Source organism: Mesorhizobium sp. 113-3-9, assembly GCF_016756515.1.
GTDB lineage: Bacteria > Pseudomonadota > Alphaproteobacteria > Rhizobiales > Rhizobiaceae > Mesorhizobium.
In genome coordinates this window covers 3,356,033-3,377,468 of the sequence record NZ_AP023246.1, presented here as the reverse complement: position 1 = coordinate 3,377,468, position 21,436 = coordinate 3,356,033, and the positions used below count along the sequence as shown (strand labels likewise).

General features: G+C 62.1%; 20 protein-coding genes. 11 read left to right on the top strand and 9 right to left on the bottom strand.

Annotated elements, in window-relative coordinates:
* Positions 1-81 precede the first annotated feature (81 nt).
* The 4 genes from MesoLj_RS16405 to MesoLj_RS16390 form a co-directional block, all read right to left on the bottom strand.
* Positions 82-852: a hypothetical protein gene (locus tag MesoLj_RS16405; RefSeq protein WP_202326717.1), complete on the bottom strand. Its 771-nt coding sequence runs from the start codon at positions 850-852 to the stop codon at positions 82-84.
* A gap of 80 nt (positions 853-932) precedes the next feature.
* A complete protein-coding gene (locus tag MesoLj_RS16400; protein WP_202326716.1) occupies positions 933-1,916 on the bottom strand; it encodes a methyltransferase in 984 nt (327 codons plus the stop codon).
* Positions 1,917-2,057: 141 nt separating this feature from the next.
* A complete protein-coding gene (locus MesoLj_RS16395) occupies positions 2,058-2,834 on the bottom strand; it encodes a hypothetical protein (RefSeq protein WP_202326715.1) in 777 nt (258 codons plus the stop codon).
* A gap of 40 nt (positions 2,835-2,874) precedes the next feature.
* Complete coding sequence (locus MesoLj_RS16390; RefSeq protein ID WP_202326714.1) at positions 2,875-4,065, bottom strand: hypothetical protein; 1,191 nt, start codon at positions 4,063-4,065, stop codon at positions 2,875-2,877.
* Positions 4,066-4,468: 403 nt separating this feature from the next.
* Here MesoLj_RS16390 and MesoLj_RS16385 point away from each other — a divergent pair, with 403 nt between their 5' ends.
* Positions 4,469-5,443, top strand: a complete 975-nt coding sequence (locus tag MesoLj_RS16385) for a nucleoside hydrolase (RefSeq protein WP_202326713.1) — start codon at positions 4,469-4,471, stop codon at positions 5,441-5,443.
* 108 nt (positions 5,444-5,551) lie between these two features.
* On the opposite strand, the gene MesoLj_RS16380 is transcribed toward MesoLj_RS16385, so the two are convergent.
* Complete coding sequence (locus MesoLj_RS16380; protein ID WP_202326712.1) at positions 5,552-6,454, bottom strand: LysR family transcriptional regulator; 903 nt, start codon at positions 6,452-6,454, stop codon at positions 5,552-5,554.
* A 236-nt stretch (positions 6,455-6,690) separates the two neighbouring features.
* Between MesoLj_RS16380 and MesoLj_RS16375 the strand changes: the two genes are divergently transcribed.
* From MesoLj_RS16375 to aroQ, 6 genes are all read left to right on the top strand, one after another.
* Positions 6,691-7,686, top strand: a complete 996-nt coding sequence (locus MesoLj_RS16375; RefSeq protein ID WP_202326711.1) for a TRAP transporter substrate-binding protein — start codon at positions 6,691-6,693, stop codon at positions 7,684-7,686.
* A gap of 10 nt (positions 7,687-7,696) precedes the next feature.
* Positions 7,697-8,215, top strand: a complete 519-nt coding sequence (locus MesoLj_RS16370) for a TRAP transporter small permease (protein ID WP_202326710.1) — start codon at positions 7,697-7,699, stop codon at positions 8,213-8,215.
* The gene (locus MesoLj_RS16365; RefSeq protein WP_202326709.1) at positions 8,212-9,498 is read left to right on the top strand and encodes a TRAP transporter large permease; all 1,287 of its coding nucleotides are present in this window, start codon (positions 8,212-8,214) and stop codon (positions 9,496-9,498) included. The genes MesoLj_RS16370 and MesoLj_RS16365 overlap by 4 nt, the downstream gene beginning before the upstream one ends.
* 3 nt (positions 9,499-9,501) lie before the next feature.
* The gene (locus MesoLj_RS16360; RefSeq protein WP_202326708.1) at positions 9,502-10,734 is read left to right on the top strand and encodes an aminotransferase class III-fold pyridoxal phosphate-dependent enzyme; all 1,233 of its coding nucleotides are present in this window, start codon (positions 9,502-9,504) and stop codon (positions 10,732-10,734) included.
* Between the two features lie 70 nt (positions 10,735-10,804).
* Positions 10,805-12,694, top strand: a complete 1,890-nt coding sequence (locus tag MesoLj_RS16355; RefSeq protein ID WP_202326707.1) for a bifunctional sugar phosphate isomerase/epimerase/4-hydroxyphenylpyruvate dioxygenase family protein — start codon at positions 10,805-10,807, stop codon at positions 12,692-12,694.
* Between the two features lie 62 nt (positions 12,695-12,756).
* Positions 12,757-13,206, top strand: coding sequence for a type II 3-dehydroquinate dehydratase (gene aroQ / locus MesoLj_RS16350; RefSeq protein ID WP_202326706.1), 450 nt, complete (start codon positions 12,757-12,759; stop codon positions 13,204-13,206).
* A gap of 281 nt (positions 13,207-13,487) precedes the next feature.
* Here aroQ and MesoLj_RS16345 read toward each other — a convergent pair whose 3' ends face one another.
* On the bottom strand, positions 13,488-13,685 hold the full coding sequence (locus MesoLj_RS16345; RefSeq protein WP_202326705.1) for a hypothetical protein: 198 nt from the start codon (positions 13,683-13,685) through the stop codon (positions 13,488-13,490).
* A 225-nt stretch (positions 13,686-13,910) separates the two neighbouring features.
* Here MesoLj_RS16345 and MesoLj_RS16340 point away from each other — a divergent pair, with 225 nt between their 5' ends.
* Both MesoLj_RS16340 and MesoLj_RS16335 read left to right on the top strand, forming a co-directional pair.
* A complete protein-coding gene (locus MesoLj_RS16340; protein ID WP_244735457.1) occupies positions 13,911-14,876 on the top strand; it encodes an FkbM family methyltransferase in 966 nt (321 codons plus the stop codon).
* A gap of 107 nt (positions 14,877-14,983) precedes the next feature.
* Positions 14,984-15,292, top strand: a complete 309-nt coding sequence (locus MesoLj_RS16335; RefSeq protein WP_202326704.1) for a hypothetical protein — start codon at positions 14,984-14,986, stop codon at positions 15,290-15,292.
* Positions 15,293-15,682: 390 nt separating this feature from the next.
* Here the strand turns inward: MesoLj_RS16335 and MesoLj_RS16330 are convergent, their stop codons facing one another.
* Positions 15,683-15,964, bottom strand: coding sequence for a hypothetical protein (locus MesoLj_RS16330; RefSeq protein WP_244735456.1), 282 nt, complete (start codon positions 15,962-15,964; stop codon positions 15,683-15,685).
* A 338-nt stretch (positions 15,965-16,302) separates the two neighbouring features.
* Here MesoLj_RS16330 and MesoLj_RS16325 point away from each other — a divergent pair, with 338 nt between their 5' ends.
* Positions 16,303-17,187 carry a hypothetical protein gene (locus tag MesoLj_RS16325; RefSeq protein WP_140774015.1) on the top strand — a complete coding sequence of 295 codons (885 nt, stop codon included), beginning with the start codon at positions 16,303-16,305 and terminating at the stop codon, positions 17,185-17,187.
* Between the two features lie 388 nt (positions 17,188-17,575).
* The gene (gene htpG / locus MesoLj_RS16320) at positions 17,576-19,462 is read left to right on the top strand and encodes a molecular chaperone HtpG (protein ID WP_202326703.1); all 1,887 of its coding nucleotides are present in this window, start codon (positions 17,576-17,578) and stop codon (positions 19,460-19,462) included.
* Positions 19,463-19,568: 106 nt separating this feature from the next.
* On the opposite strand, the gene MesoLj_RS16315 is transcribed toward htpG, so the two are convergent.
* Both MesoLj_RS16315 and MesoLj_RS16310 read right to left on the bottom strand, forming a co-directional pair.
* Positions 19,569-20,549: a GlxA family transcriptional regulator gene (locus MesoLj_RS16315; protein WP_202326702.1), complete on the bottom strand. Its 981-nt coding sequence runs from the start codon at positions 20,547-20,549 to the stop codon at positions 19,569-19,571.
* Positions 20,550-20,951: 402 nt separating this feature from the next.
* Positions 20,952-21,239, bottom strand: coding sequence for a hypothetical protein (locus tag MesoLj_RS16310; RefSeq protein WP_202326701.1), 288 nt, complete (start codon positions 21,237-21,239; stop codon positions 20,952-20,954).
* Between the last annotated feature and the right edge of the window lie 197 nt (positions 21,240-21,436).

Below are 21,436 nucleotides of genomic sequence, written 5' to 3'. Positions count from 1 at the left end.
GACAAGGGGCAAGATAGAAGGCTTCCGCTACCGACCTCATTACGGACGTGGAGAGCTTTGCAGCATTGAGGTGGGGCGGCGTCAAGACTCGGCAGTATCCGCACTCGCCTTCGTGAGCTCCAACAGGTTGTACGACGCGGCCACGAAATAGGGAAAATAAAGCAGAGGGATCAGCGCACTCAAGAACGTTCCCCAGCTCAAAAACCCCTCTACGTAGGTCTCGCTTGAGCCCGCGGTCGCCAACAAACAGGCGACAACCACGATCGCGGGCAACGCGACTGCAACAGTTGGACCGTAGAGCCTGTTGGCTGCCTGCCGTTCCTGCTCGGCCGACGCATCCGTCAAATAGGCGACTGTGAAGTTTGGAATCCGAGCCAGCGCGTAGCCGTTCACATAGGCCACCCCTGCAAACAGGAACACTATCAAGATGGCAGGCGGTGGCCCCTGCTCCCAGAAGATCGCCGCGCACATCCCCCATAGCATCGTGATTATATAGACCGTCAGCCGCGGGACCGAAAAACGGCCCCATCGCTTTTGGTCTTCGACGACTGTGATACCTGCCTTGGCTAGCACCGACTTTGCCAGCGAGACAGAGTTAAGTCCCATGATCGTAACTGCGAGGCTCGGCACAACGCCAATGATGTCGCCGGCATTCGGGTAGAAAACGTCCCCGACATAGGCCCAACCCAAACCGACAAAAATCATCTGCGCATAGGCACTTGCCGCTGCAAGCAAGTAGCTTGCCGATGTCAGAACCGAGAATACAAACCGGCCTTCCGATTTGATCGCCGAGCCGCTCATCTCCACCCCCGGTCTTTGGCGCGCCAGCACCGGCACCCACTGGCGCAGCATGTCCGCAAGCGGCTCTCGGCGAAAGGGATAAAGCGGGCACATCCGCGATCAGGCCACGAACCCCATGGCCAATCCGATCTTCAGCCAAGGCGCGCACGAAACAAGGTGCTGCCATCCGCCAGGCGCGACCTGGAGATATCGCGCAATCCAGCCTCGGTCATCCACGCGCGGTACTGGCCTTCCGTGTAGGATTCGCCGTGGCGATAGAGGTTCAGGAAGGTGAGATTGAGAAAGACACCCTCGGGCGGACCGAGGCGGTCGTCATCGACGACACCCCAGCCCGCGATTGCGATCTCGCCGCCTTGCGTGAGGCAACGCGCCGCGTTCAGGATCGCACTGCGCGCCTGGTCCGGCGGAAGGACCTGGACGACGGCCTTCAGGATCGCCAGATCGTGCCGGCCGATCGATGGCGCGACGGTTATGTCCCCTTCTTCGACAGTCACGTCGTCGGCACCGTATTCGGACAGGATAGAAGGCGCGACCGCCGCGACCGTTGGGAGTTCCATCAGCGTCGCCGCGATCCGTGGCCACCGCTCGCGAAGCCCGACCAGAATGGTCCCGGCACCGCCGCCGATATCGATCACCGAACGGATCGCCGAGAGGTCCAACTCACGGGCCAGGTTTCTGCCGAAAATCACCCCGCCCGGTGCGAGCATGCGGCTGAAGGCCGCCGCGGCTTCGGGGTCCGCTTCGGAAAAGTCGTGCAGCGCGGCCGGCCGGTTCTGCCGCAGCGAGTCCGCGGTCAAAAGGTCGGCTCCCCAGAGCTCGCGCAGCAGCGCATGATCGCCGCCGCGATAGGTCGGCTTGGACGCGTCGAGGAAGGCCGACGCTTCGGCTCCGTTGCGAAAGCGGCCATCCCTGACTTCGAGGAGACCTATGCTGGCGAGCGCATAGAGGAGCCGCGACAGACGATCGGGCGGGACGTTGAGCGCGGCACCAAGGCTGTCGGCGGTCGCCACATCGCCACTGAGCCGGGTGAAGATGCCAAGGTCCAGCCCGGCGCGAAGCGCCAGGGCTGCGGGCACCGCCGCGATCAGTCCGTCGATCCGATCATGATCCGCCATGTCACGCCCCCTGCCGCGATCCGGGACCGAGCTTGAAGCAGCTCACATGAGATTGGAACCTCCGTTCTCCGAAAAATATTGCCGCCTCGACCAACTCGAGCGACGGCGGCGGAGCACCGCCTCCCCTCTTGCAGGTTGGTTCTAGATTACCGCACGGACCCTGCCTGCCTTGTCGAGGCGACAGCCGACTTGCGCTTGCCGGACTTCGATGCCGCCTCGTCTGGCATAGTCTATTCGCACCTTGATCGGCGCCGTGCGTGCACCCCCGAATTGACGCAAGGCACCCGCGCTGACCGCACGGACACGGACAGCGCCAAGCGGCTTGGCAGCGGACATGATCGCCGCGCGGCAGGACTGTACGACCGCGGCCGGCGTGCCGGGTTTCGCTGTCAGGGCTTCCAGGGGTCCGAAGGGATATCCCACGGTGAGGCCGCCCTGACCGGCTTTGGAAGGCCTGAGGACGGGTGGCAGGGCGATCGATTGCCTGGCGGCCTTGGCAAAGGTTGTCGCTGTTGTGGCAGTGGCCGTGGCTGTCGGGGCAGAGCCAGTGGTGGCGGCGGCCTGATCACCGGGAGCGGCCGCCGATCCGTTTTGGGCGGACGAATCGGCGCCCAGGCCGACGCTGGTCGACACGCCTGCGCCTGAGGTCCCAACGTTGCCGCTGGCACTGACGCCTGCATTGCCGACATTGCCGCTGGCACTGACCGACCCGCTGCCTGCGCCGACCGAAGCTCCGACGTTTGCACCGCCAACGCCACCGACGCTCGCGCCCACCCCCACGGATCCGCCTTGCGAACCGGCGCTCACGCCGGCGCCGATGCCGACCCCGCCGGCCTTGCCGCCTATACCCGCTTCGAGAGCCGAGGCAGGCCCGATTGCGATACCCATCGCCAACGCGGCCGTGAAGTATTTCTTCATTGTCATCCTCCCTGCGCCATGCATTTCGCTCACCTGTCCTTCACTGCACAGGTGGTCGCACCGGGAGCAATGCGGGAGGAAGAGCGATGGTTGCCAGCAGGACAGGTTGCGGCGACTTTGGGCCCTTCACTTTCCGTTTTTTCGGCAGGTCCGGTTTACGGGCTGCGAGCGAACGCGACGGTGAACCTGCGAGCGCGCTCTTGGAGGTACCTGCCTTGGGCGCGCGCACCTCGGCCGCGGTCCGACGCTTGTCCTTTATGGCGTCGATTTCCGCCCGCGCGGCACTGAGGCTGCGGGCCAAGCCGCTGGCCCTTTCACGCTCCTGGTCCAGCGCCGCACTCAAGCCTATCGAGCTCTGCTTCAGGGCGTCCCGTTCCTTGCGGGCACTGTCGAGATCACGCATGGCTGAATCTGCCCGCTGACGTTCCAGTTCGAGCGCTTCTGCAGCCTGGTTTGAGGCGGCAACGGCCACTTGCCGATCCTTCACGGCCTTGGCCTGCTCCGCCGCGGCCAGATTTGCGCCCGTCTTGAGAGCATCGATCGTTTGACGAGCCGTGGCGAGTTCCTGTTCCAGAAGCTCGACCTTGTGGCGCTCCTCATCAAGCGCCTGCGTCGCGGCGGCATCGGCCACTTGCCGGTCCTTCGCGGCGGCCTTGGCCTGCTCGGCCGCGGCCAGGTTTGCGCCTGTCTTGAGAGCTTCGATCGTTTGACGAGCCATGGCGAGTTCCTGTTCCAGGACCTCGGCTTTATGGCGCTCCTCATCAAGCGCCTGGTTCGCGGCGGTCCGGGAAGCATCCGTGGAGGGATGCGTTTCAGGCATCGCGCCTTTCTTGCTGTCCCAGAGACTGGCTTCCGTCCTGAAATCTTCGATGGCACGCAGCGCGGTCTCCAGATTGGCCGTGAGCGCTTCGTCCGTTTGCTGCTGCTCCTTCAGGGCCTGCGCTTGCTTGGCCAGCTCAGCCCGTGCAGCGGCCAATTCGCGGCGCAAGGCCTCCTCGCCGGGCGGCGTTTGTGCGAGAGCTTCCGCTTCGCCGGGCGCCGGATCGAATATATCGGTTCCGGCCGCGCCGGATCGCACGGTGTCCGGTTCTTTCGCGATATCCGTATGGTCCGCAACCGCGACCGACGAACGGCCATTGAGCTCAGCCGTCGCGGACGCATCGGGTGCCAGCTGACTGTTTGCCGCAGACGCCGACAGCAGGATGAGGATGGACGAAACAAAGGACAGCATGGCGCCGGATCCGCTGCCACGTATCCTGTGAAGTAGAACAAAAGCGCGTCGCTTAATAAGGGTGAAGTCAAAGAGCGGATATTTGGACCTGGTACCTTGCAAATGATTCATCACTTGACCTCACCTGGCGCGACCCTCACCGCGATCGTATTCTCCACTTATTTCGAGCCACGGCGCTGGATGCCGTGTCACCTCGACGCTATCTTCTATTTCCCTGCTTGTTGTCATTCGAACGAACGAGACTTTTCCCCTGAGACGGCTCTGTTCGGATCAGCCATGCCGAGCATGCTCGACCGGTGCGCGACCAGACTTACGCGGGCCAGATCGGTCGAGCATCGGAGCCTTGACTGCGCAGGCGCGGCAGTCTCTTGTCCCAACGCGGACGGCAAGGGAGGTGCCCACCATGGAAAAGATCATCCTGGACTGCGACCCCGGACATGATGACGCCATCGCCATCCTGCTGGCGGCCGGCAATCCGAAGATCGATCTCCTCGGCATCACAACGGTTTCGGGCAACCACAATGTCGAGAACACGACGCGCAATGCGCTTTCCGTATGCACCGCCTATGGCATCAAGGTGCCGGTGGCGAAGGGCTCTCCCGGTCCGCTGATCATCGACCAGGTGCTGGCCGTCGAGATCCACGGCGATACCGGGCTCGACGGCCCCGTGCTGCCGCCCGCCTCTTTCGAACTCGACAAGCGGCATGCCGTCGACTTCATCATCGACACCGTCATGGCGCATGAGCCGAAGACGGTCACGCTGGTGCCGGTCGGCCCCTACACCAACATCGCGCTTGCCGTGCGCAAGGACCCGCGCATCGTCAGCCGGGTGAAGCGGGTCGTCGCCATGGGCGGCAGTTTTTCGCGCGGCAACATCACGCCCGCGGCGGAGTTCAACGTCTATGGCGACCCGGAGGCCGCCGACGTGGTTTTCCGCGCCGCTTGGGACGTCACCATGGTGGGGCTCGACCTCACCCACCAGGCGCTGGCCACCCCGGACCTGCAGGACAGGGTGCGCGCCGTCGGCGGCCCGATGGCCAAGTTCATCCTCGATATCTGGGAGTTCATAGCGACCACGCATGGCGGCCTGCTGCAGATCGAGTATCCCGCCATCCATGACGCGTGCTGCGTGGCCGCGATCATCGACGGAAGCGTCTTCACCACCGAGAAGGCCGACATCCGCGTCGAAACCGCCGGCCGCTGGACCAAGGGCATGACGGTCTGCAACTTCGAGAAGATGGGCGGCATGCACCATTTCGGCGGCACGGCGAGCGAGCAGACCGACTTCCGCCACACCGTGGCGATGAAGCTCGACCACCCGAAATTCTGCGACCTGATCGTCGATGCGCTGGAGCGGCTGGTGAGGCAGAAGGCGTGAGCCAGCTTTTGTCCGGACCACCTGGTTGAAACGAGCGACTTGGCGCCGTCCTGTCCGAGCGTCAGCCTGCTCGGGCAGAGCTGCCGGATGACCGCAGTAGCATGAGCCCTAGTGGGGCAAGCTTTGGAGCTTCGACACCCGATCGGAAAACGGTGCGAGCACCGTGCTTTGAAACTCTGTTCTCAGGAAGTTCGCGAGTTGCCTGACCGGCAAGCGCGGTTGTTGTGGAAGAACCATCGCCAGGCGCAAGAGCGGGAGGTCCGGCATCCCATCTTCTGGCTCCAGCTTGCGCCACTCCGCTGGCACCGCGGCTTCCGGCAGGACCGTCAAGAGATCGCCGGAAGCAACCGCCAGCTGAATGCCGGCGATATCGGAAGACGAATAGACAATGCGCCAGCGTCGATCCGCCTGTTCCAGTGCGGACAGAATTTGCGGTCGAGCCCGGCAGCCATCCGGAAAAAGCGCCAGTTGGACACAGCTTGTGGCCTCGGGGCGTCTGTTGGGCGCGGAACACCAGACCTGCTTTTCCAATCGAATGACCTCGCCTTTTGGGTCTCCTGCATTCTGTGTGATGATCGCCAGATCCAGTTCACGATTGTCGACCATGTATTCAAGACGGTGCGAAAAATCGTACTGGAGATCGAGACTGACGGTCGGGTGCTGCGGAACGAACCGTTGCATAAGAGCGGTGCCGAACAGAGTCAGATAGTCATCCGGCATGCCCAACCGCACCCGGCTTTCATTCCTGCCCTCGAGAAGCGTCGCTAGCGCCTCGTCTTCAATCGCGCGAATCCTGCGCGCGTAGCCCAGGAGCCGCTCACCAACCGGCGTTAGCGTTACGCGGCGGTGACCTCGGTCGAACAGCCGCAGGTCGAGGCGCTCCTCCAACCTGCCGACTGCCATGCTGGCAGCGGCCTGGGTTCGGCCGAGCCGCTCCGCGGCCGCGGTGAAGCTGCCCGTTTCCGCGACCGCAACAAAGGCTGCCAGTGCATCGCTGTCGAGATTGCGCATTCATCCGGATCCAAGGTTTCGAGGATTGATTATGTCAGATGATGACGCTTGCGGCACACTAAATCTGACTTCGGCCCTTTGGCACCGCGCTGCAATGCGCGCCTTGCAGGACTCCGATGAGCAGCACGCCAGGTATCAGCGGCGCTTATGCTGCAATAATAAATCTGCGGTTTTCAGGTCCGCTGGTGTGGCTATTTTAGAATTGCGGCAACAAACAAGATCGCAAAGGGGAACCAATGACCAGGACCACGAAACCTCGCCAGATTCTCGCCTCGCTCGTCGGCGGCGTAATCTGCGGCTTAGGCCTGTGGGTGACGGAAGCAAGCGCCGAAACGACCTTGCGGCTTGCTCATGCTTCGTCTCCAGATAGCCTTATCAACAAGGCGATCGAGAAGTTTGCAGCCGAAGTTGCCGATACCACGAAGGGATCGGTGAAAATTCAGATCTTTCCAAACGCGCAGCTGGGCGATGAAGGCCCGATCGCCGATGGTGTCGGCGCCGGTTCCATCGACATCGGCCTTGGCGGAGCGGTCGATGCAATCGACCCGCGTTTGAACGTGCTTTCATTGCCGTTCCTGTTTCGCGACGCCGACAACGTCCACAAATTCCTCGACAGCGACCAGGGACAGAAGGTGCAGCGCCTCGGCGAAGATCGCGGCTACCTCATGCTCGGCGTTCTGGATTCAGGCTTTCGCCAGTTTGCCACGAGCAAGGCGATCGTGACGCCGGCCGACCTCGCTGGTGTCAAGATCAGGACACCGCCAAACCCGGTCATTCTGGCCACGATGAAAGAACTGGGCGCGCTCGCCGAATCCATCCCTTTCGGTCAGGTCTATACCGCGCTGCAGTCGCACGTCGTGGCGGCCGTCGAGCCCGAGATGCGCGATTACTACGACTCCAAATGGTATGAGGTCGTCAAGAACCTTTCGATCTCGAACTATATCTGGACCGCCAACTGGTGGTACATGAACAAGGACAAGTTCGAGACCCTGACGCCAGACGAACAGGCCGCGCTGAAAAAATCCGCTTCCGACACCGTTGCCTGGTACCGCAGCGAACTGACGGCAACATATGCCGAAACCCAGAAGAAGCTTGAGGAAAAAGGCGTCACGGTGACCACCGTGGATACGGCGCCGTTCGTGGCGCTCGTCAAGCCGGTTTACGACAAGTTTTCCAGCGAATGGGGCGCCGATCTGGTTTCGGCGGTCAGGCAAGCCGCGACCTCCAACTGAGGTGATCTTGATGGAGTCCGATTCCTTGACTCCCCCGCCGGCTGGGCGGGGGTGGCTGGCGCTCGCATTCGAATTCGTCGGCGTGGTCGCGTTCGTCGTCATGTTCGGCTCGACGCTGCTCGGCGTCATCGCGCGCTATTTCGAATTTGGCGGTGTCGAATGGTCGTTCGAGATCGCTGGCATTGCGTTTATCTGGATCACCTTCATCGGCGTGATCAATGCCGAGCTGCGGGGCGAAAACGTCGCATTCGAGGCGCTGAACCACGCCGCTCCCGCCCGCCTGAGGGCGGTCTTCGACATCATCGCAACGATCGCGCTGCTGGCAATCGGCCTTGCCTTCATGGTCAGTGGCTGGGCGGTTTGGCAACGCTCCTGGGCAGTGCCGACTTCGGTGCTGCGGATGCCCACCGGCGTGATCACCGCCACCGTGCTGATCCTGGGCGTGTCAGCGGTTTGCATCGCCGCTTCGCGTGTTCGACGGAACCTTGGATCGCTGTTTTCGGCACCCGGAAAAGGCGAAGCGCAATGACGATCGCGATCCTCATCGGAAGCTTCTCGTTCCTGCTCCTTATCGGTGTCCCGATCGCTTGGTGCATGGGCATAGCCAGCCTGCTGACGATCTATTTCGGCAATCTTGGCCTGCCGTTCGCCTGGTTCGCCCAGCAAACGATCCGGGGGGCGGATGCGATAACGCTCGCGGCGATTCCGCTGTTCCTGTTTGCCGGCGAATTGATGAACCGCGGTGGATTGACCGCGCGCATCATGCGGATGGCGGAACATGTTTTCGGGCGCATCAGGGGTGGCCTGGGATTGGTGAACGTCGCCACCGCCCTGGTCTATGGCGGGATAAGCGGGTCGGCCACCGCCGATACGGGCGCGGTCGGGGCGATCATGATCCCGGCAATGGCTGAACGTGGCTATCCCAAAGCGTTCGCAGCGGCGGTGACCGCGGCATCCGGCACGCTCGGCATCATCGGGCCGCAGAGCGTCATCCTGATCCTGTATGGCGTTCTGACAGGCACTTCGATCGGCGGCCTGCTCGTCGCCGCACTGGTTCCCGGCGCTTTTATCGCGGCGACCTTCATGGTGACCTCCTACATCGTCGCGCGGCGCAACAATTTCCCGCGCAACGATACGCCCTCCTCATGGGGAGAAATCGGCCGCGACGCCATCGGCGCATTGCCGGCGCTTTTGATGCCGGTGCTGGTTCTGGGGTCCATAATCGGCGGCATTGCCACGGCAACGGAAGCGTCTGCCCTTGCGGTCGTCTACTCATTCCTCGTCGGCATCCTGGTCTACCGGGAACTTCCGATCAGTTCGCTCTACTCGGCCGCGGCCGCGGCCGTCGCAACGACGGGCGTGATCATGATGATCATGGCTCTGGCCACGCCATTCGGGTGGATTTTGACCGTGGAGCAAGTGCCGGCGAATGCAGCCGCGTGGATTACCGGACTGCACACCTCGCCGTTGATCACCATCATCCTGGTCCTGGCCTTGCTGAAGGTCGTGGGCTTCTGGCTGGACCTCGGCCCCGCGCTCATCATCCTCGCGCCCATCCTTGTGCCGATCGCCCTCGCAGCAGGGCTCACGCCCTACCAGACGGGCATCGTGTTCACCATGACATTGGGCATCGGCCTGTTCACGCCGCCGATCGGAACCAATATCTTCGTTGTCTGCAAGGTGGCGAAGATCGACATGTGGTCCGTTTCGGTCTGGCTGGTGCCGTACTGGATCGCGAGCATTGTCTGCGTCGCCGTGTTGGTCGCGTTCCCTTCGCTGACCGAGTGGCTGCCCCGCCTGTTTGGAGTTTAGGTCATGCAGCATCTGGTTGGCGGTATTTCGAGCGCCGGGCGAACAGTGCCCGATTTGAATGGGCGACGTTTCCTGGTGTCAAAGGCACAGGGTCCCTATGTCTGGGACGACCAGGGCAGACGCTATGTCGATACGGCCTTGGGCTTCGGCGCAACGTTCCTGGGGCATACCGATCCGGAGGTTGCGCAAGCGATCCACCAGGCGATCGACAAGGGCTCGATGCCGGCCTACGCCCACGCCCTCGAGGAGGAGGCGGCGGCCAGTCTGGCATCCCACACCCGCAATCTCGCCAAGGTGGTGTTTCTGAACTCGGGCAGCGAGGCCGTGCACCTGGCATGCCGTGCCGCGAGAGCGGTTACGGGGCGCCGCAAGATCGTCAAGATGGCGGCCGGCTATGACGGCTGGTTCGACGACGTGGCATTCGGCAATGCCGGATCACACGAGGCCGCCATGTCTTCGAACGAAAGGCCGTCGAAGGACGATACGCTGCTTCTGCGCTTCAACGACAGGGAAGATGCCGATCTCCTCTTCGCCGAATGCACCGACATCGCCGCGATCATTCTCGAACCCATGATGGCGAATGCGGGGTGTATCCTGGCCGAAGCAGGCTACCTCCAGTACGTGGCCTCGCTTGCCAGAAAGCACGGGGCGCTGGTCATCATGGACGAGGTCCTCATGGGGTTTCGGCTCCACGCTGGACTGGCGAGCCACCTGCTCGGTGTCGAACCCGACATGGCAACCGTCGGAAAGGCAATCGGAAACGGGGTTGCCGTCGCGGCCCTGCTCTGCTCTCCCGAGTTCGCCACTGCTTTCGACGACAACAGGGTCAACAGGGCCGGAACCTATAACGGCAATCCGCTGGCCTGTGCCGCCGTGAAAGCCGCTATGAGCGTCGTCGACACCGTCGACTATCCAGCCATTCTGCAAGCCGGCAACCAATTGCGGGAGCGCGCCGTAGGCGCCTTCGCCAGCGAGGGCATATCCATTTGCACCAGCGGCTACGGAACGGTCTTCACCGTCTGGCGCGGAAACAAGGAGCCGACAAACTATCGAGAGGCCATCGCAATTTCGGATCCCGGCTTCACCTCGCGGCTCCATGTGGAACTCAGGCGCAACGGCGTGATGTCGATGCATAGCCTCTATGGCCGCCACTATGTCTCGGCCAGACATGACGAACACGCCCTGGCGCTCTGCGCCGAGGCCTTCGCGGGAACAGCCAGGCAGTTCGCGACATAGTCGCGCCGAACAGTCTCTCTGGATACCCGAAAACGACTCCATGGACTGCGAAGCGAAGGGGTTGGTCCGAATGAAAACGTCGATGGCGACCGTGTCCATCAGCGGTGACCTGAGCGAGAAACTCAAGGTCATAGCCAAGGCCGGCTTCGATGGCGTCGAGATATTCGAGAATGACTTCCTGACCTCGGATGAGAGCCCGCGTCAGGTGGGCAGGATGACTCGCGACCTTGGATTGGAGGTCACGTTGTTCCAGCCGTTTCGTGATTTCGAAGGTATGCCCGACATATTGCGGTCCCGGACGTTCGACCGCGCGGAACGAAAATTCGATCTCATGCAGGAGATCGGCACCGATCTTGTCCTCGTGTGCTCCAACGTGTCCCCGGCGGCACTTGGCGGCCTGGAGCGAGCGGCTGCCGACTTTCACGAACTCGGCGATAGGGCGGCAAGACGCGGACTTCGCGTCGGCTACGAGGCTTTGGCATGGGGCCGTCACATAAGCGACCATCGCGACGCATGGGAGATCGTGCGCCGCGCCGATCACCCGAGTGTCGGTCTCATCCTCGACAGTTTTCACACGCTGTCGCGAAAGACCGAGATCAACTCGATCCGTTCCATCCCGAAGGAAAAGATCTTCATCGTCCAACTCGCCGATGCGCCATTGCTCGACATGGATCCGCTCTACTGGAGCCGCCATTTCCGCAACATGCCGGGCGAAGGCGATCTGCCCGTGCCCGATTTCATGCAGGCCGTCGTGTCGACCGGCTATGACGGCTATTTCTCGCTGGAGATATTCAACGATCAGTTCCGTGGCGGCTCCGCCGTCACGATCGCCAGGGACGGCTGGAGATCCTTGATCTGTCTCGGTGACCAGGTCAAACGCGAGGAGCCGAAAACCGTCTTGTCCGTGCCTCCAATGCCGGCGCGAGGCATTGTCGAGGGCGTGGCGTTCATCGAGTTCGCGGCCGACGAGGCAAACGGCTCCAGGCTGGAAGAACTCCTCTCCAGCCTGGGCTTCGACAAGGTCGGAAAACACAAGACCAGGTCAGCCGCGCTTTTCCGGCAGGGCCTGATCAACATCGTGATCGATACCGGCAGAGAGGGCTTCGCTGGCGCCTCCTATGCGGTCCATGGCACCTCCGCCTACGCCCTGGGGCTGCTTGTCGATGATGCGGCCGCGGTCGTGAAGCGTGCGGTGGCGCTCGGCGCCGACCCGTTTTCGCCAGCTGCGGGGTCGCATGAGGCCACCATACCTGCCGTTCACGGCGCCGGTGGCGGCCTTCTGTATTTCCTGGACAAGAAATCGGGACTTGATCGCGCCTGGGCGGATGAATTTGTCTGCGTGGGCGAGCAGGCGACCCCGGTCTCGGCCGGGCTGACGGAGGTGGACCATGTTGCCCAGACAATGCGCTACGAGGATCTGCCGACATGCCTGCTTTTCTACATGTCGCTCCTGGAGGCGCATAAATCTCCCGTCGTCGACGTTGTCGATCCCTCGGGCATCGTGCGCAGTCAGGTCGTCGAAAACAGCGACGGTTCTCTGCGCATAACAATGAACGGAGCCGAGAACCACAATACCCTTGCAGGGCGCTTCGTTGCCGAGAACTTCGGCTCCGGTATCCAACATATCGCCCTTCAAACCGAAGACATATTCTCGACGGCAGAACAGCTCTCACGGAATGGCTTCCCATTCCTGGCCATATCACCGAACTACTATGAGGATCTGGAAGCCAGGTTCGGCCTGGATCCAGTCCTGACGGAACGGCTGAAAGCAAACGATATACTCTACGATCGGGATGACGGCGGAGAGTATTTCCAGATATACAGCCCGACCTCCGCCGAAGGCTTCTTCTTCGAGATCGTGCAACGCGCCGGATATAAAGGCTATGGCGCTCCGAATGCAATTTTTCGTATTGCAGCTCTGCGGAAGCGTCTGCAGCCGATCGGAATTCCGCGCGGATGAAAACAGCCCACGTTGGACCATGACGACGGGCATCAGGCTTCTATCGCCAGGGAGAAGAAACCATGAGTTTGATCGTCTTGTTGAACGGCCCCAATCTTAACCTTTTGGGCAAACGACAGCCCGAAATCTACGGTCATGAAACGCTGGAGGACGTCGAGAAATCATGCCGGAGACTGTGCGGGGAACTGGGCCACGACCTGCGGTTCCATCAGAGCAATCGTGAGTACGAACTCATCGACTGGATCCACGAAGCGAGGGAACAGGCGTTCGGCATCGTGATCAACCCCGGCGCGTTCACCCACACATCGATCGCCATCCTTGACGCGCTGAACACTTTCGACGGCAAGGTCATCGAAGTGCACATTTCAAACATCCACAAGCGTGAGGAGTTTCGTCACCATTCCTACGTGTCGCGCCGCGCCGACGGTGTCATCGCAGGTCTTGGGGTGCTCGGATATGAACTTGCAATACGCCGCCTCGCCGACTTGCATGCGAAATCCAGGGCCGTTTGAACGCGGTTGCCGATCTGATCGTAGCCATCACCGCTAGAGCAATTCCGGGAAAAGCCTGAGCGGTTTTCCCGGGAAAAGCGCGTAGCGCTTTCCCTTGGGAATTGCTTCAAAAACAAAGAGATAGAGCGTTTCGCCGTTTCAGTGAAACGCTCTGGTAGCGCCTCGCGGCGGCTAGTCCCAGCATTTCCCGGACGCCGACCAAGGACACCATCCCATCTATTTCCAATGAGGGAGCAAGGACACGATGTTCTTCCCCCCGACCTGACGCGGGCATGGCCTTCTCAGCTCTGGTCAAGCTTCGTCCGGATTGCGCCGATGGCATTCACGATCGCGTCGGCGGCTTCGCGATCAAGCGCGATCTCAACCATGCCCTCGGTCGTCTGGATCGAGAGGATACCGAGCGTACCGCTTTCATCCTCGACGGTGCTGACGTGGATTTCAGTTGGCACGAAAGGCCGTGCCTTGTCCTTGCGCTTCATCGGATACCCACATCATCGAGCAACCGACAATCATGCAACTTTTTGACACATACAAGCCAGCTCAGGTTGAAATCTCGCCAGGGGTGACGATCTCCCGTTTGGCCCTTCGCGTGGCCACCCGCTTCATGGCTCTCTGCCGTCCGAGCGTTGCCCTGTCACAGCACATTCATTGTTGACGGATACTTTTGGCGGGAAGTCGTTTTCAGCTGCGATGCAGGAAGCGCCATGCCCGTTCACCCTCAGTATGATAGTGGTTGCCCCAAAACCTCCGTGGACCTGTCGGAGGGTTTTGGTGGTTGGTTTGTCCGCGTATGCGAGAACGACCAGGAAATTTTCCATCAATTCAGGCGTGAGCGCGATGCGATCGCCTTCGCGGACACCCAGCGCAAGCGTCTTGGGCTGCCCCGTCCGCCGTCGGAGCGGACAGCACCCGACGGCCATAAGGCGATCAGGAAGATCAACCAGATAGCGCATGTGCTAAGAACCAAGGGGCTCGGTCGGTTCCTCCAGTTGTCGACGCTATCGCTAAGCGAACCAATCAGGTCGCAAAGGCTCCGGCGTCGCGTCGCCAGCGATGCACGACGGGCATTGTCCAGGCTCGAGGCGGCAAAGCGACCTCGCGGATTGTTTATCGATTGCGGATCAAACGTCGGCCAGGCGTATAGGTTCTTTTCCCGATACTACACGCCCGATTACTATGACTACGTTCTTGTAGAGCCCAACAAGAACTGTTTGGAGCACCTTCATGGTTTGCGCTCGGAAAACGTAGCCATTGAGGTCGTGGCCAAGGCTGCGAGCGCGAAAGATGGCTATGCCGAATTGCTTGGTCCCCCGGGGCGGTCGGACCCTACCTACGAAGGTTGCTCCATAATCCCAGGCCACAATGGAGGCTTGTATCAGCCGCAGCGATTTGCGCCGGAGCTTGTCGAAACGTTTTCGCTGTCACAGATGATCCGGGACAGGCGTGGCCTGTACGAAGTGGTTGTTCTCAAACTCGATGTCGAGGGAGCAGAGTACGAGATCCTGGACGATATAATCCGCTCGGGGCTCCATCGTGATCTCCACGCGACGTATGTCGAGTTCCATTCCCTCTACATGAGGAACCCGGAGGGGCGAAAGACCGCCGCGGTGGAGCGCAAGATCGTTCATGAGTTCCAGCAGGCGGGCACTCACATAAGCAGATGGATATAGCGCCTGCCATCGTAGTACCGGTCTTCGGCGCTTCTCGACGCCCGCCCGCCTGACGCGGAACAGGGTTCAGTGACTGATCAACTCATCATCGGCGCCGGAATCTGAGTATGGAACGGAACATAGACATCGGCGATGAGGTGGCGATGACGGCGACTATCTTGATGGTGCGTCGGAGTGGCCGGGCGTGCGTGAGCATTCCAAGCCACAGCCTCCCATTTGCCATTGAGCCGCCGCGGAAAGCGAAGCCCGGCGACAAGGTGGCGATAACGGGCCACGTGACGCGCGTCGATGACGAGGCGGGCAAGGTAACAGTCAAGATCAGCGCTCGCGTCATCGTCGAGATCGACACCATGACCGCCCATCGAAAATTGCAGCCATCCGAACGACAGAAACCGTTTCGCGAGAGATGGGAATGAAACCCGCAAAGGCCGGAGACCGCACGGGCCGTGCTCTATTTTTGGCGTCTTGTGTCGCGAGACATCATTTCTGCGACGATCCTATAATCGCCGACGATATCGCGGACAGGGTTTCAAAGGCGGCCGAGAGCAATGCGATCCGGCGATTTCATGGCATGGACAGATCGCCACGGGTTGCTGAAAGAAGATATCAGATCGGGACGGTTCCCAGCCCGATCCGTCAAAACCGCGACCGACCTGGCCAACGACGTCCTCTCCGCCTTTCTGCTCCTTGGATTTCATACGCCCGCCATGGAACTTTGGCAGGCTTCCTGTTCGGTCTTTGGCAAGGCGCGCCGTCCTCACGACGCTGATCAGCCAGGTGTCCGATCGAGGTCCGCCTGGCCGCGGTCAGTGCGCCACGCCATCCGAAGCGTGCAGCAGCCGCCACGTCGAGCCAACGCGCCCATCGAACTGCGAGGCAAAATGCTTCGCGGCCACATCCTCCAGGCCGTCATCGACGAGCGCCTCGATGCTCCGTCGCATCAGCGCGAGTTGCATCCGCCTAGCGTGCTCCAGGTCGGCCTCTCGCATGATAGCCGTCACGTGGTAGGCGACCACGGGCTGCCCGAGGCACGACAGCAGCGCGTTGGCCTCGGCTGTTACAGCGGTCACTGCGTCTTCGATCTTCATTCTGGCGCTCCTCATCAAGAATGATGCTGACGCCTCCCCGCAAGGCGACGGTGGTCCGTCGCTTCTTTTTGATTTCAGACTGCCGCGCGACCGAAGGCTGCGCGCCAGGCTGATAATGCTGTCTTCTCCAGGTCCCTCGAGCCGCCTCGTCTGGTCCGCAAACAGTATCCGTCAGATTTGAATCAAAGGCGACCGGATAGTTAATCGATGGTTAATGGCAGCGCTTGCCATCCCGCACCGATCAGGATGTTTCGCCTCGACGTTTCCTGCCGCGCAATAGCCGCAAAGCTGCCCGATGGCTGCCAGGCTTGTTGATCGCCACGAAGAAAGGTTCTGTCATGCGGTTGGTCTGGACGGTCATGTTTGCACTCGCCAGCAGTGCTGCCTTCGCCGCCTCGCCCGAGGACGATTATATCGCCGCGCGCGACAAGGCGATTGCCGAGATCGCGGCGATGGAGAGCACGAACACAGCCGTGGAAACGCTCGACGCGGCCAATGAAAAGGCCCGCGCCGATCTCGAAACGCGTCTCACCGCCCTGCTCGGCCCCTTCACGGTCAAGGATTTCCCGGCTGCCGGCACCATCAATATCGAAAGCCTCTCTTCCTCCGATGTCGGCTTCGGCATGCTCGACGGGCTGCGCCATGGCACCGAGGACGGCCCCAGCATCGTGGCCTCGACACGCGGGCTGGTCGAGCGCTGGCTCAAGTCGCGCGCCGCCGAGACGGACGCCGATCTCAAACTGCCCACCGGCTTCGACGCGGCGCTGAAGCTCGACGCCTTCTACACCCAGGCCATTGGCAGCGACGCCGCCTTCACCGGCACGCTCGACTTCGCGCTGAAGACGCCTGAGGGCGCCGACATGGCGATCGCGCGGCTCGGCGGCTGGGCACAGGATATCGGGCCGAACTACGACCAGGAGGTCATCGTCACGGTCGTCAAGGGCAACAGCGTCCTGATCGCCGAAGCGCCCGCGACACCGCCGGTCCCGAAGATCGCGGCCTGCGACGCCGCCTGGACCGCCGCCGACGCCGCCGCCCAGAAACTGGCCAAGCAGGCCACCGACGACAGCGACGAAAACACATCCGACGCCGCCAACGCCGCCTGGACCAAAGGCGACAACGACTTCCGCGCCTGCATGGGCAAGAACCTGCCCGGCACCCCGGCCTATCCCGCGCTGCTTGCCCAGGCGCAGGCGCTTGCCGATCACATGGCGGGGAAGTAGAGGCGGCAGAGAGGGCGCGACGCTGACACTGCCAATCTCCCCACCTGTGGGGGAGATGGCCGGCAGGCCAGAGGGGGGCGCTGGCCCGCTGACGTCTGATAGCGTTGGATTGCGTTCGCCTTTGGAAGGAGCGCTCACTGCTGAGCCCTGCGAATAGGTGAGGTCGGCGGGACAGCGCCCCCCTCTGCCCTGCCGGGCATCTCCCCCACGAGGGGGGAGATTGGCAGCGTCGCCGCCGGCGCCCTCTTGTTGCCCCGGCACCTCACCACCATATCGTCGGCGCGCTGGCCTTGCTGAACGCAGTTGCCAGCACCGCAAAAAATGGTTGAAAGGAAGTCCTGAACGCGCCCCGGCGCGGCGGGCGGATGAACAGCGTGGGAAAATCTGAATGACGACGGATACGAAAGCGACGGAAACCAGGGCGTTCGAGGCGGATGTCTCGCGGCTGCTGCACATGATGGTGCATTCGGTCTATTCCGATAAGGATGTCTTCCTGCGCGAGCTGATTTCCAACGCGGCTGACGCCTGCGAGAAGCTGCGCTTCGAGGCCGTCAGCCGCCCGGAACTTCTGGCCGACGATCCCAAGCCGCGCATCTCGATCTCGGCTGACGCGGACAACAAGCAGATCACCGTCGAGGATAACGGCATCGGCATGAGCCGCGACGACATGGCCGAGGCGCTGGGCACGATCGCCCGCTCGGGCACCCGCGCCTTCATCGAGCGCGTCGGCTCCGGCACCGAGGACACGCAACTCATCGGCCAGTTCGGTGTCGGCTTCTATTCCGCCTTCATGGTGGCCGACCGGGTCGATGTCATCAGCCGCCAGGCGGGAAGCGAGGAAGCCTGGCGCTGGTCGTCCGACGGCAAGGGGTCCTATGAGATCGCGCCCGCCCCGCTCGAAGCCGCGCCGAAGCGCGGCACCCGCGTCGTGCTGCATCTGATGGACGATGCCGTCTCCTATACCGGATCCTACCAGCTCGAGCAGCTGGCCAAGTCGCAGTCGGGCCATGTGCCGGTGCCGATCACGCTCATCGAAAAACCCGGCGCCGAGGCGCGCGACATCGCCGACGGCACGGCACTCTGGGTCAGGCCGAAGAGCGAGATCACGCCGGAGGAATACACTGATTTCTACCGCGGCGTCGCCGGCCAGTATGACGAGCCGGCCGCCACCATCCATTTCCGCGCCGAGGGCCGGCAGGAATATTCAGTGCTCGCCTTCGTGCCGGGATCACGTCCGTTCGATCTGTTCGACCAGGATCGCAAGGGCCGCATGAAGCTCTATGTGCGCCGCGTCTTCATCACCGACGATGCCGACCTTCTGCCGCGCTACCTGCGCTTCGTGCGCGGGCTGGTCGATTCCGCCGACCTGCCGCTCAACGTCTCGCGCGAGATGATCCAGGAAAGCCCGCTGCTCGTCTCCATCCGCAAGGGCCTGACCAACCGCGTGCTCGGCGACCTCGCCAAGCTGGCCGAAAACGAGGCCGACGCCTATGCGAAGATCTGGGACAATTTCGGCGTCGTCCTCAAGGAAGGGCTCTACGAGGACTATGAGCGGCGCGAGCAATTGCTGAAGCTCGCCCGCTTCCGCTCGACCGCCTCTGGCGACGGCTGGCGCGGCCTTGCCGACTATGTCGCCGCCATGAAGGAAGGCCAGAAGGCGATCTTCTTCATGGCCGGCGACGACCGCGCCCGGCTCGAAGCCTCGCCGCAGCTCGAAGGGTTCAAGGCGCGCGGCATCGAGGTGCTGCTGCTTACCGATCCGGTCGACAGTTTCTGGGTGACGATGGCGCCGGAATTCGACGGCAAGCCGTTCAAGTCGGTCACGCAGGGCGTGGCCGAGCTGTCCGACATCCCGCTGCTCGACGACGCCAAGAAGCCGGAGACAGCGGCGACGCCGGAGGTCGACGGCTTCCTGGCTTTCGTCAAGTCCGCCCTTGGCGATGCCGTCTCGGACGTGAAGGCATCGGATCGCCTGACCGAAAGCGCGGTCTGCCTTGTCGCCCCCGAACACGGCCCCGATCGTCAGTTCGAGCGGCTGATGAACGCCGCCGGCCGCCTCGACAAGGCGGCGAAGCCCATCCTCGAAATCAACCCGAGGCATGAGCGCGTGCTGGCGCTCGCCGGCCTCGGCGAGGACGAGCAGGCCTTCAAGGACGATGCCGCCCACCTCCTCTACGACGAGGCGCGCGTGCTCGACGGCGACAAGCCGGCCGACGCCAGGGCGTTCTCGGAACGGCTCGCAAGGCTGATCGCGCGCGGCATCTCGAAGGCCTGAGCAATTCCAGGAAAAGTGTGAACGGTTTTCCCCGGGAAAAGCGCGCAGCGCTTTTCTTACAGGAATTGCGCCAAACAAAGTCTCAGCGCCGCTTCGCCGCCGGGCCTCATTGCCCCGCGGCAATGGCGGGCATCCGGTTGGGATGCCTGAGATGGGTCGGCGTGATGCCGGTCTGCTGGCGGAACACCCGGCTGAAATGGCCGGCATTGGTGAAGCCGCAGCGATAGGCGATGTCGCCGATCTGCAGGTCGCTGCCTTCGAGCAGCGACTTGGCATGATGCACCCTGAGCGCCAGGTAGGCCGCCATCGGACCAATACCGAGCTCGGTCCCGAAAAGCCGCTCGAGCTGGCGCCGCGAGCAGTTCAGGCGGCTTGCGATCTCAGCCACCGAGAGCGTCTCCTGAAGGTTGCTCTCCATCAGGAGGAGAGCGCGCTTCACCGCGCGGCTCGATGCCGCTGGAAACAGGTCGCCAACGGGCTGCACGTCCCGGCTGCTTCTAATCCGGTCGAGCACCAGGATCTTGGCGGCCTTCTCCGCCGCCTTCTGGCCGATGAACTGGGACACGAAATGGCCGGCAAGGTCGGCGGCGCCCGTGCCGCCGGCGCATGTCGAACGCCCACGGTCGACGGAAAACAGGCTGTCGGCATGGGCGTTTACTTCAGGGAATTGGCTGCGAAAGTCCTTGATGTGGAACCAGCTGACGGCCGCGGCGTAGCCATCGAGCAGGCCGTAGCGCGCCAGCACGAAGCTTCCCGTGCAGAGCGCCGTCAGCGGCACCCCCTTCTCGGCGGCGCGCAGCAGGAACGTTTCCTTGTCCGAGCTGAGGCTGCGGTTGGTGTCGAGCAGGCCGCCGACCACCACGACATTGTCGAAATCCTCCGGATTGCCGATCCCCTTGGTCGGCAGCAGTTCCACGCCGCAACTCGCCCGGATCGGCAGGCCGCGTTCGCCGACGATCTCCCAGTCGAACTCGATCCTGCGGCTGCGGTCGCCTTCGTCGCCCGCCAGCCGCAGCGTGTCGATGAACAGCGACAGCGGCGACAGCGTGAAGTCGCGAACCAGGAGAAACGCAAACCGCCTTGCCATTGTGTTTCCGGAACTCGTCCCCTCGCCCGTGCTGGAGCCTGTTACCACCGATGCGTATTGTTTGGCACAGGCGTCAAGCCCCGCGATCCCCAGCAACGGCCGTCGGATGTCGGAGATGAGACCGACGATCTCGCGAAGAGGCTGATATCAGGTGGACCGTGCCGTCCCTGCATGGCATGGCATGGCAAGGCAGGCAACCTCCGCGTGACACGGTACGTAGGTAGCATCGAATCCGATGGCGTGTATGGCTAGCTGTCCCGTCAGACGAAGAGATGGTCGCGACGGAAGCTCTAACTACAGCTGGAATTCACTTTGAGAAACGAAGGCATGAAGTCGCAACCGATCCGGTTCAACTTGCCTTTGTCGATGCCGCGCAGTGCTGCCCAGCAGAGGAATATCAGTTTAGGTAGGGGTGCGGGGCGTGTACCCGTAATCTCTAAGTCGCCTATCGGCGCGGGCCAGTTCTAATGCTGTAAAGAGATCTCGCCAGCGAAGGCTTTCAACAACGACGGCCTCGACAGTTAGATCAATGCGCTTTCGTTCGTAGAGCGCGGTGTACCCATCAGATGGTTTTGCAGCATTGATAAGGGTTTTCGCCGTGGCTAACCCGCCGTTATCAGTCAGCATTTTCAGGAAGATATTGGCGGTATATCCAGCTTCGCTCTTCGCTCTGCGGTAGATATCGAACATTGCTGCGTCAAATGCAGTGTTTAGGCTAACCACAGCTGGAATCCCTCTTATGTAAGTTTGGCGCCGGCCCCTTCACCGCCTTTTTCAGAACGCGGTCAAGGGCTTCCCGTGACTCGTCGGTTTCGAGCTTGCGGGCTCGAATTTCGCTTTTTGCGACTCGGGTTTGTTGCTAAGGTCCGGCATTTAATAAACTCCGT

Excerpts from the sequence above, each read along its gene's own strand:
- MesoLj_RS16345 (WP_202326705.1), bottom strand. The coding sequence starts at position 13,685 with ATGAAGCGCAAGGACAAGGCACGGCCTTTCGTGCCAACTGAAATCCAC.
- MesoLj_RS16385 (WP_202326713.1), top strand. The coding sequence starts at position 4,469 with ATGGAAAAGATCATCCTGGACTGCGACCCCGGACATGATGACGCCATC.
- MesoLj_RS16395 (WP_202326715.1), bottom strand. The coding sequence starts at position 2,834 with ATGAAGAAATACTTCACGGCCGCGTTGGCGATGGGTATCGCAATCGGG.
- MesoLj_RS16315 (WP_202326702.1), bottom strand. The coding sequence starts at position 20,549 with ATGGCAAGGCGGTTTGCGTTTCTCCTGGTTCGCGACTTCACGCTGTCG.
- MesoLj_RS16365 (WP_202326709.1), top strand. The coding sequence starts at position 8,212 with ATGACGATCGCGATCCTCATCGGAAGCTTCTCGTTCCTGCTCCTTATC.
- MesoLj_RS16325 (WP_140774015.1), top strand. The coding sequence starts at position 16,303 with ATGCGGTTGGTCTGGACGGTCATGTTTGCACTCGCCAGCAGTGCTGCC.
- MesoLj_RS16310 (WP_202326701.1), bottom strand. The coding sequence starts at position 21,239 with ATGTTCGATATCTACCGCAGAGCGAAGAGCGAAGCTGGATATACCGCC.
- MesoLj_RS16390 (WP_202326714.1), bottom strand. The coding sequence starts at position 4,065 with ATGCTGTCCTTTGTTTCGTCCATCCTCATCCTGCTGTCGGCGTCTGCG.
- MesoLj_RS16400 (WP_202326716.1), bottom strand. The coding sequence starts at position 1,916 with ATGGCGGATCATGATCGGATCGACGGACTGATCGCGGCGGTGCCCGCA.
- htpG (WP_202326703.1), top strand. The coding sequence starts at position 17,576 with ATGACGACGGATACGAAAGCGACGGAAACCAGGGCGTTCGAGGCGGAT.
- MesoLj_RS16375 (WP_202326711.1), top strand. The coding sequence starts at position 6,691 with ATGACCAGGACCACGAAACCTCGCCAGATTCTCGCCTCGCTCGTCGGC.
- MesoLj_RS16330 (WP_244735456.1), bottom strand. The coding sequence starts at position 15,964 with ATGAAGATCGAAGACGCAGTGACCGCTGTAACAGCCGAGGCCAACGCG.
- MesoLj_RS16370 (WP_202326710.1), top strand. The coding sequence starts at position 7,697 with ATGGAGTCCGATTCCTTGACTCCCCCGCCGGCTGGGCGGGGGTGGCTG.
- MesoLj_RS16405 (WP_202326717.1), bottom strand. The coding sequence starts at position 852 with ATGCTGCGCCAGTGGGTGCCGGTGCTGGCGCGCCAAAGACCGGGGGTG.
- MesoLj_RS16335 (WP_202326704.1), top strand. The coding sequence starts at position 14,984 with ATGGAACGGAACATAGACATCGGCGATGAGGTGGCGATGACGGCGACT.
- MesoLj_RS16360 (WP_202326708.1), top strand. The coding sequence starts at position 9,502 with ATGCAGCATCTGGTTGGCGGTATTTCGAGCGCCGGGCGAACAGTGCCC.
- MesoLj_RS16355 (WP_202326707.1), top strand. The coding sequence starts at position 10,805 with ATGAAAACGTCGATGGCGACCGTGTCCATCAGCGGTGACCTGAGCGAG.
- MesoLj_RS16340 (WP_244735457.1), top strand. The coding sequence starts at position 13,911 with ATGCCCGTTCACCCTCAGTATGATAGTGGTTGCCCCAAAACCTCCGTG.
- MesoLj_RS16380 (WP_202326712.1), bottom strand. The coding sequence starts at position 6,454 with ATGCGCAATCTCGACAGCGATGCACTGGCAGCCTTTGTTGCGGTCGCG.
- aroQ (WP_202326706.1), top strand. The coding sequence starts at position 12,757 with ATGAGTTTGATCGTCTTGTTGAACGGCCCCAATCTTAACCTTTTGGGC.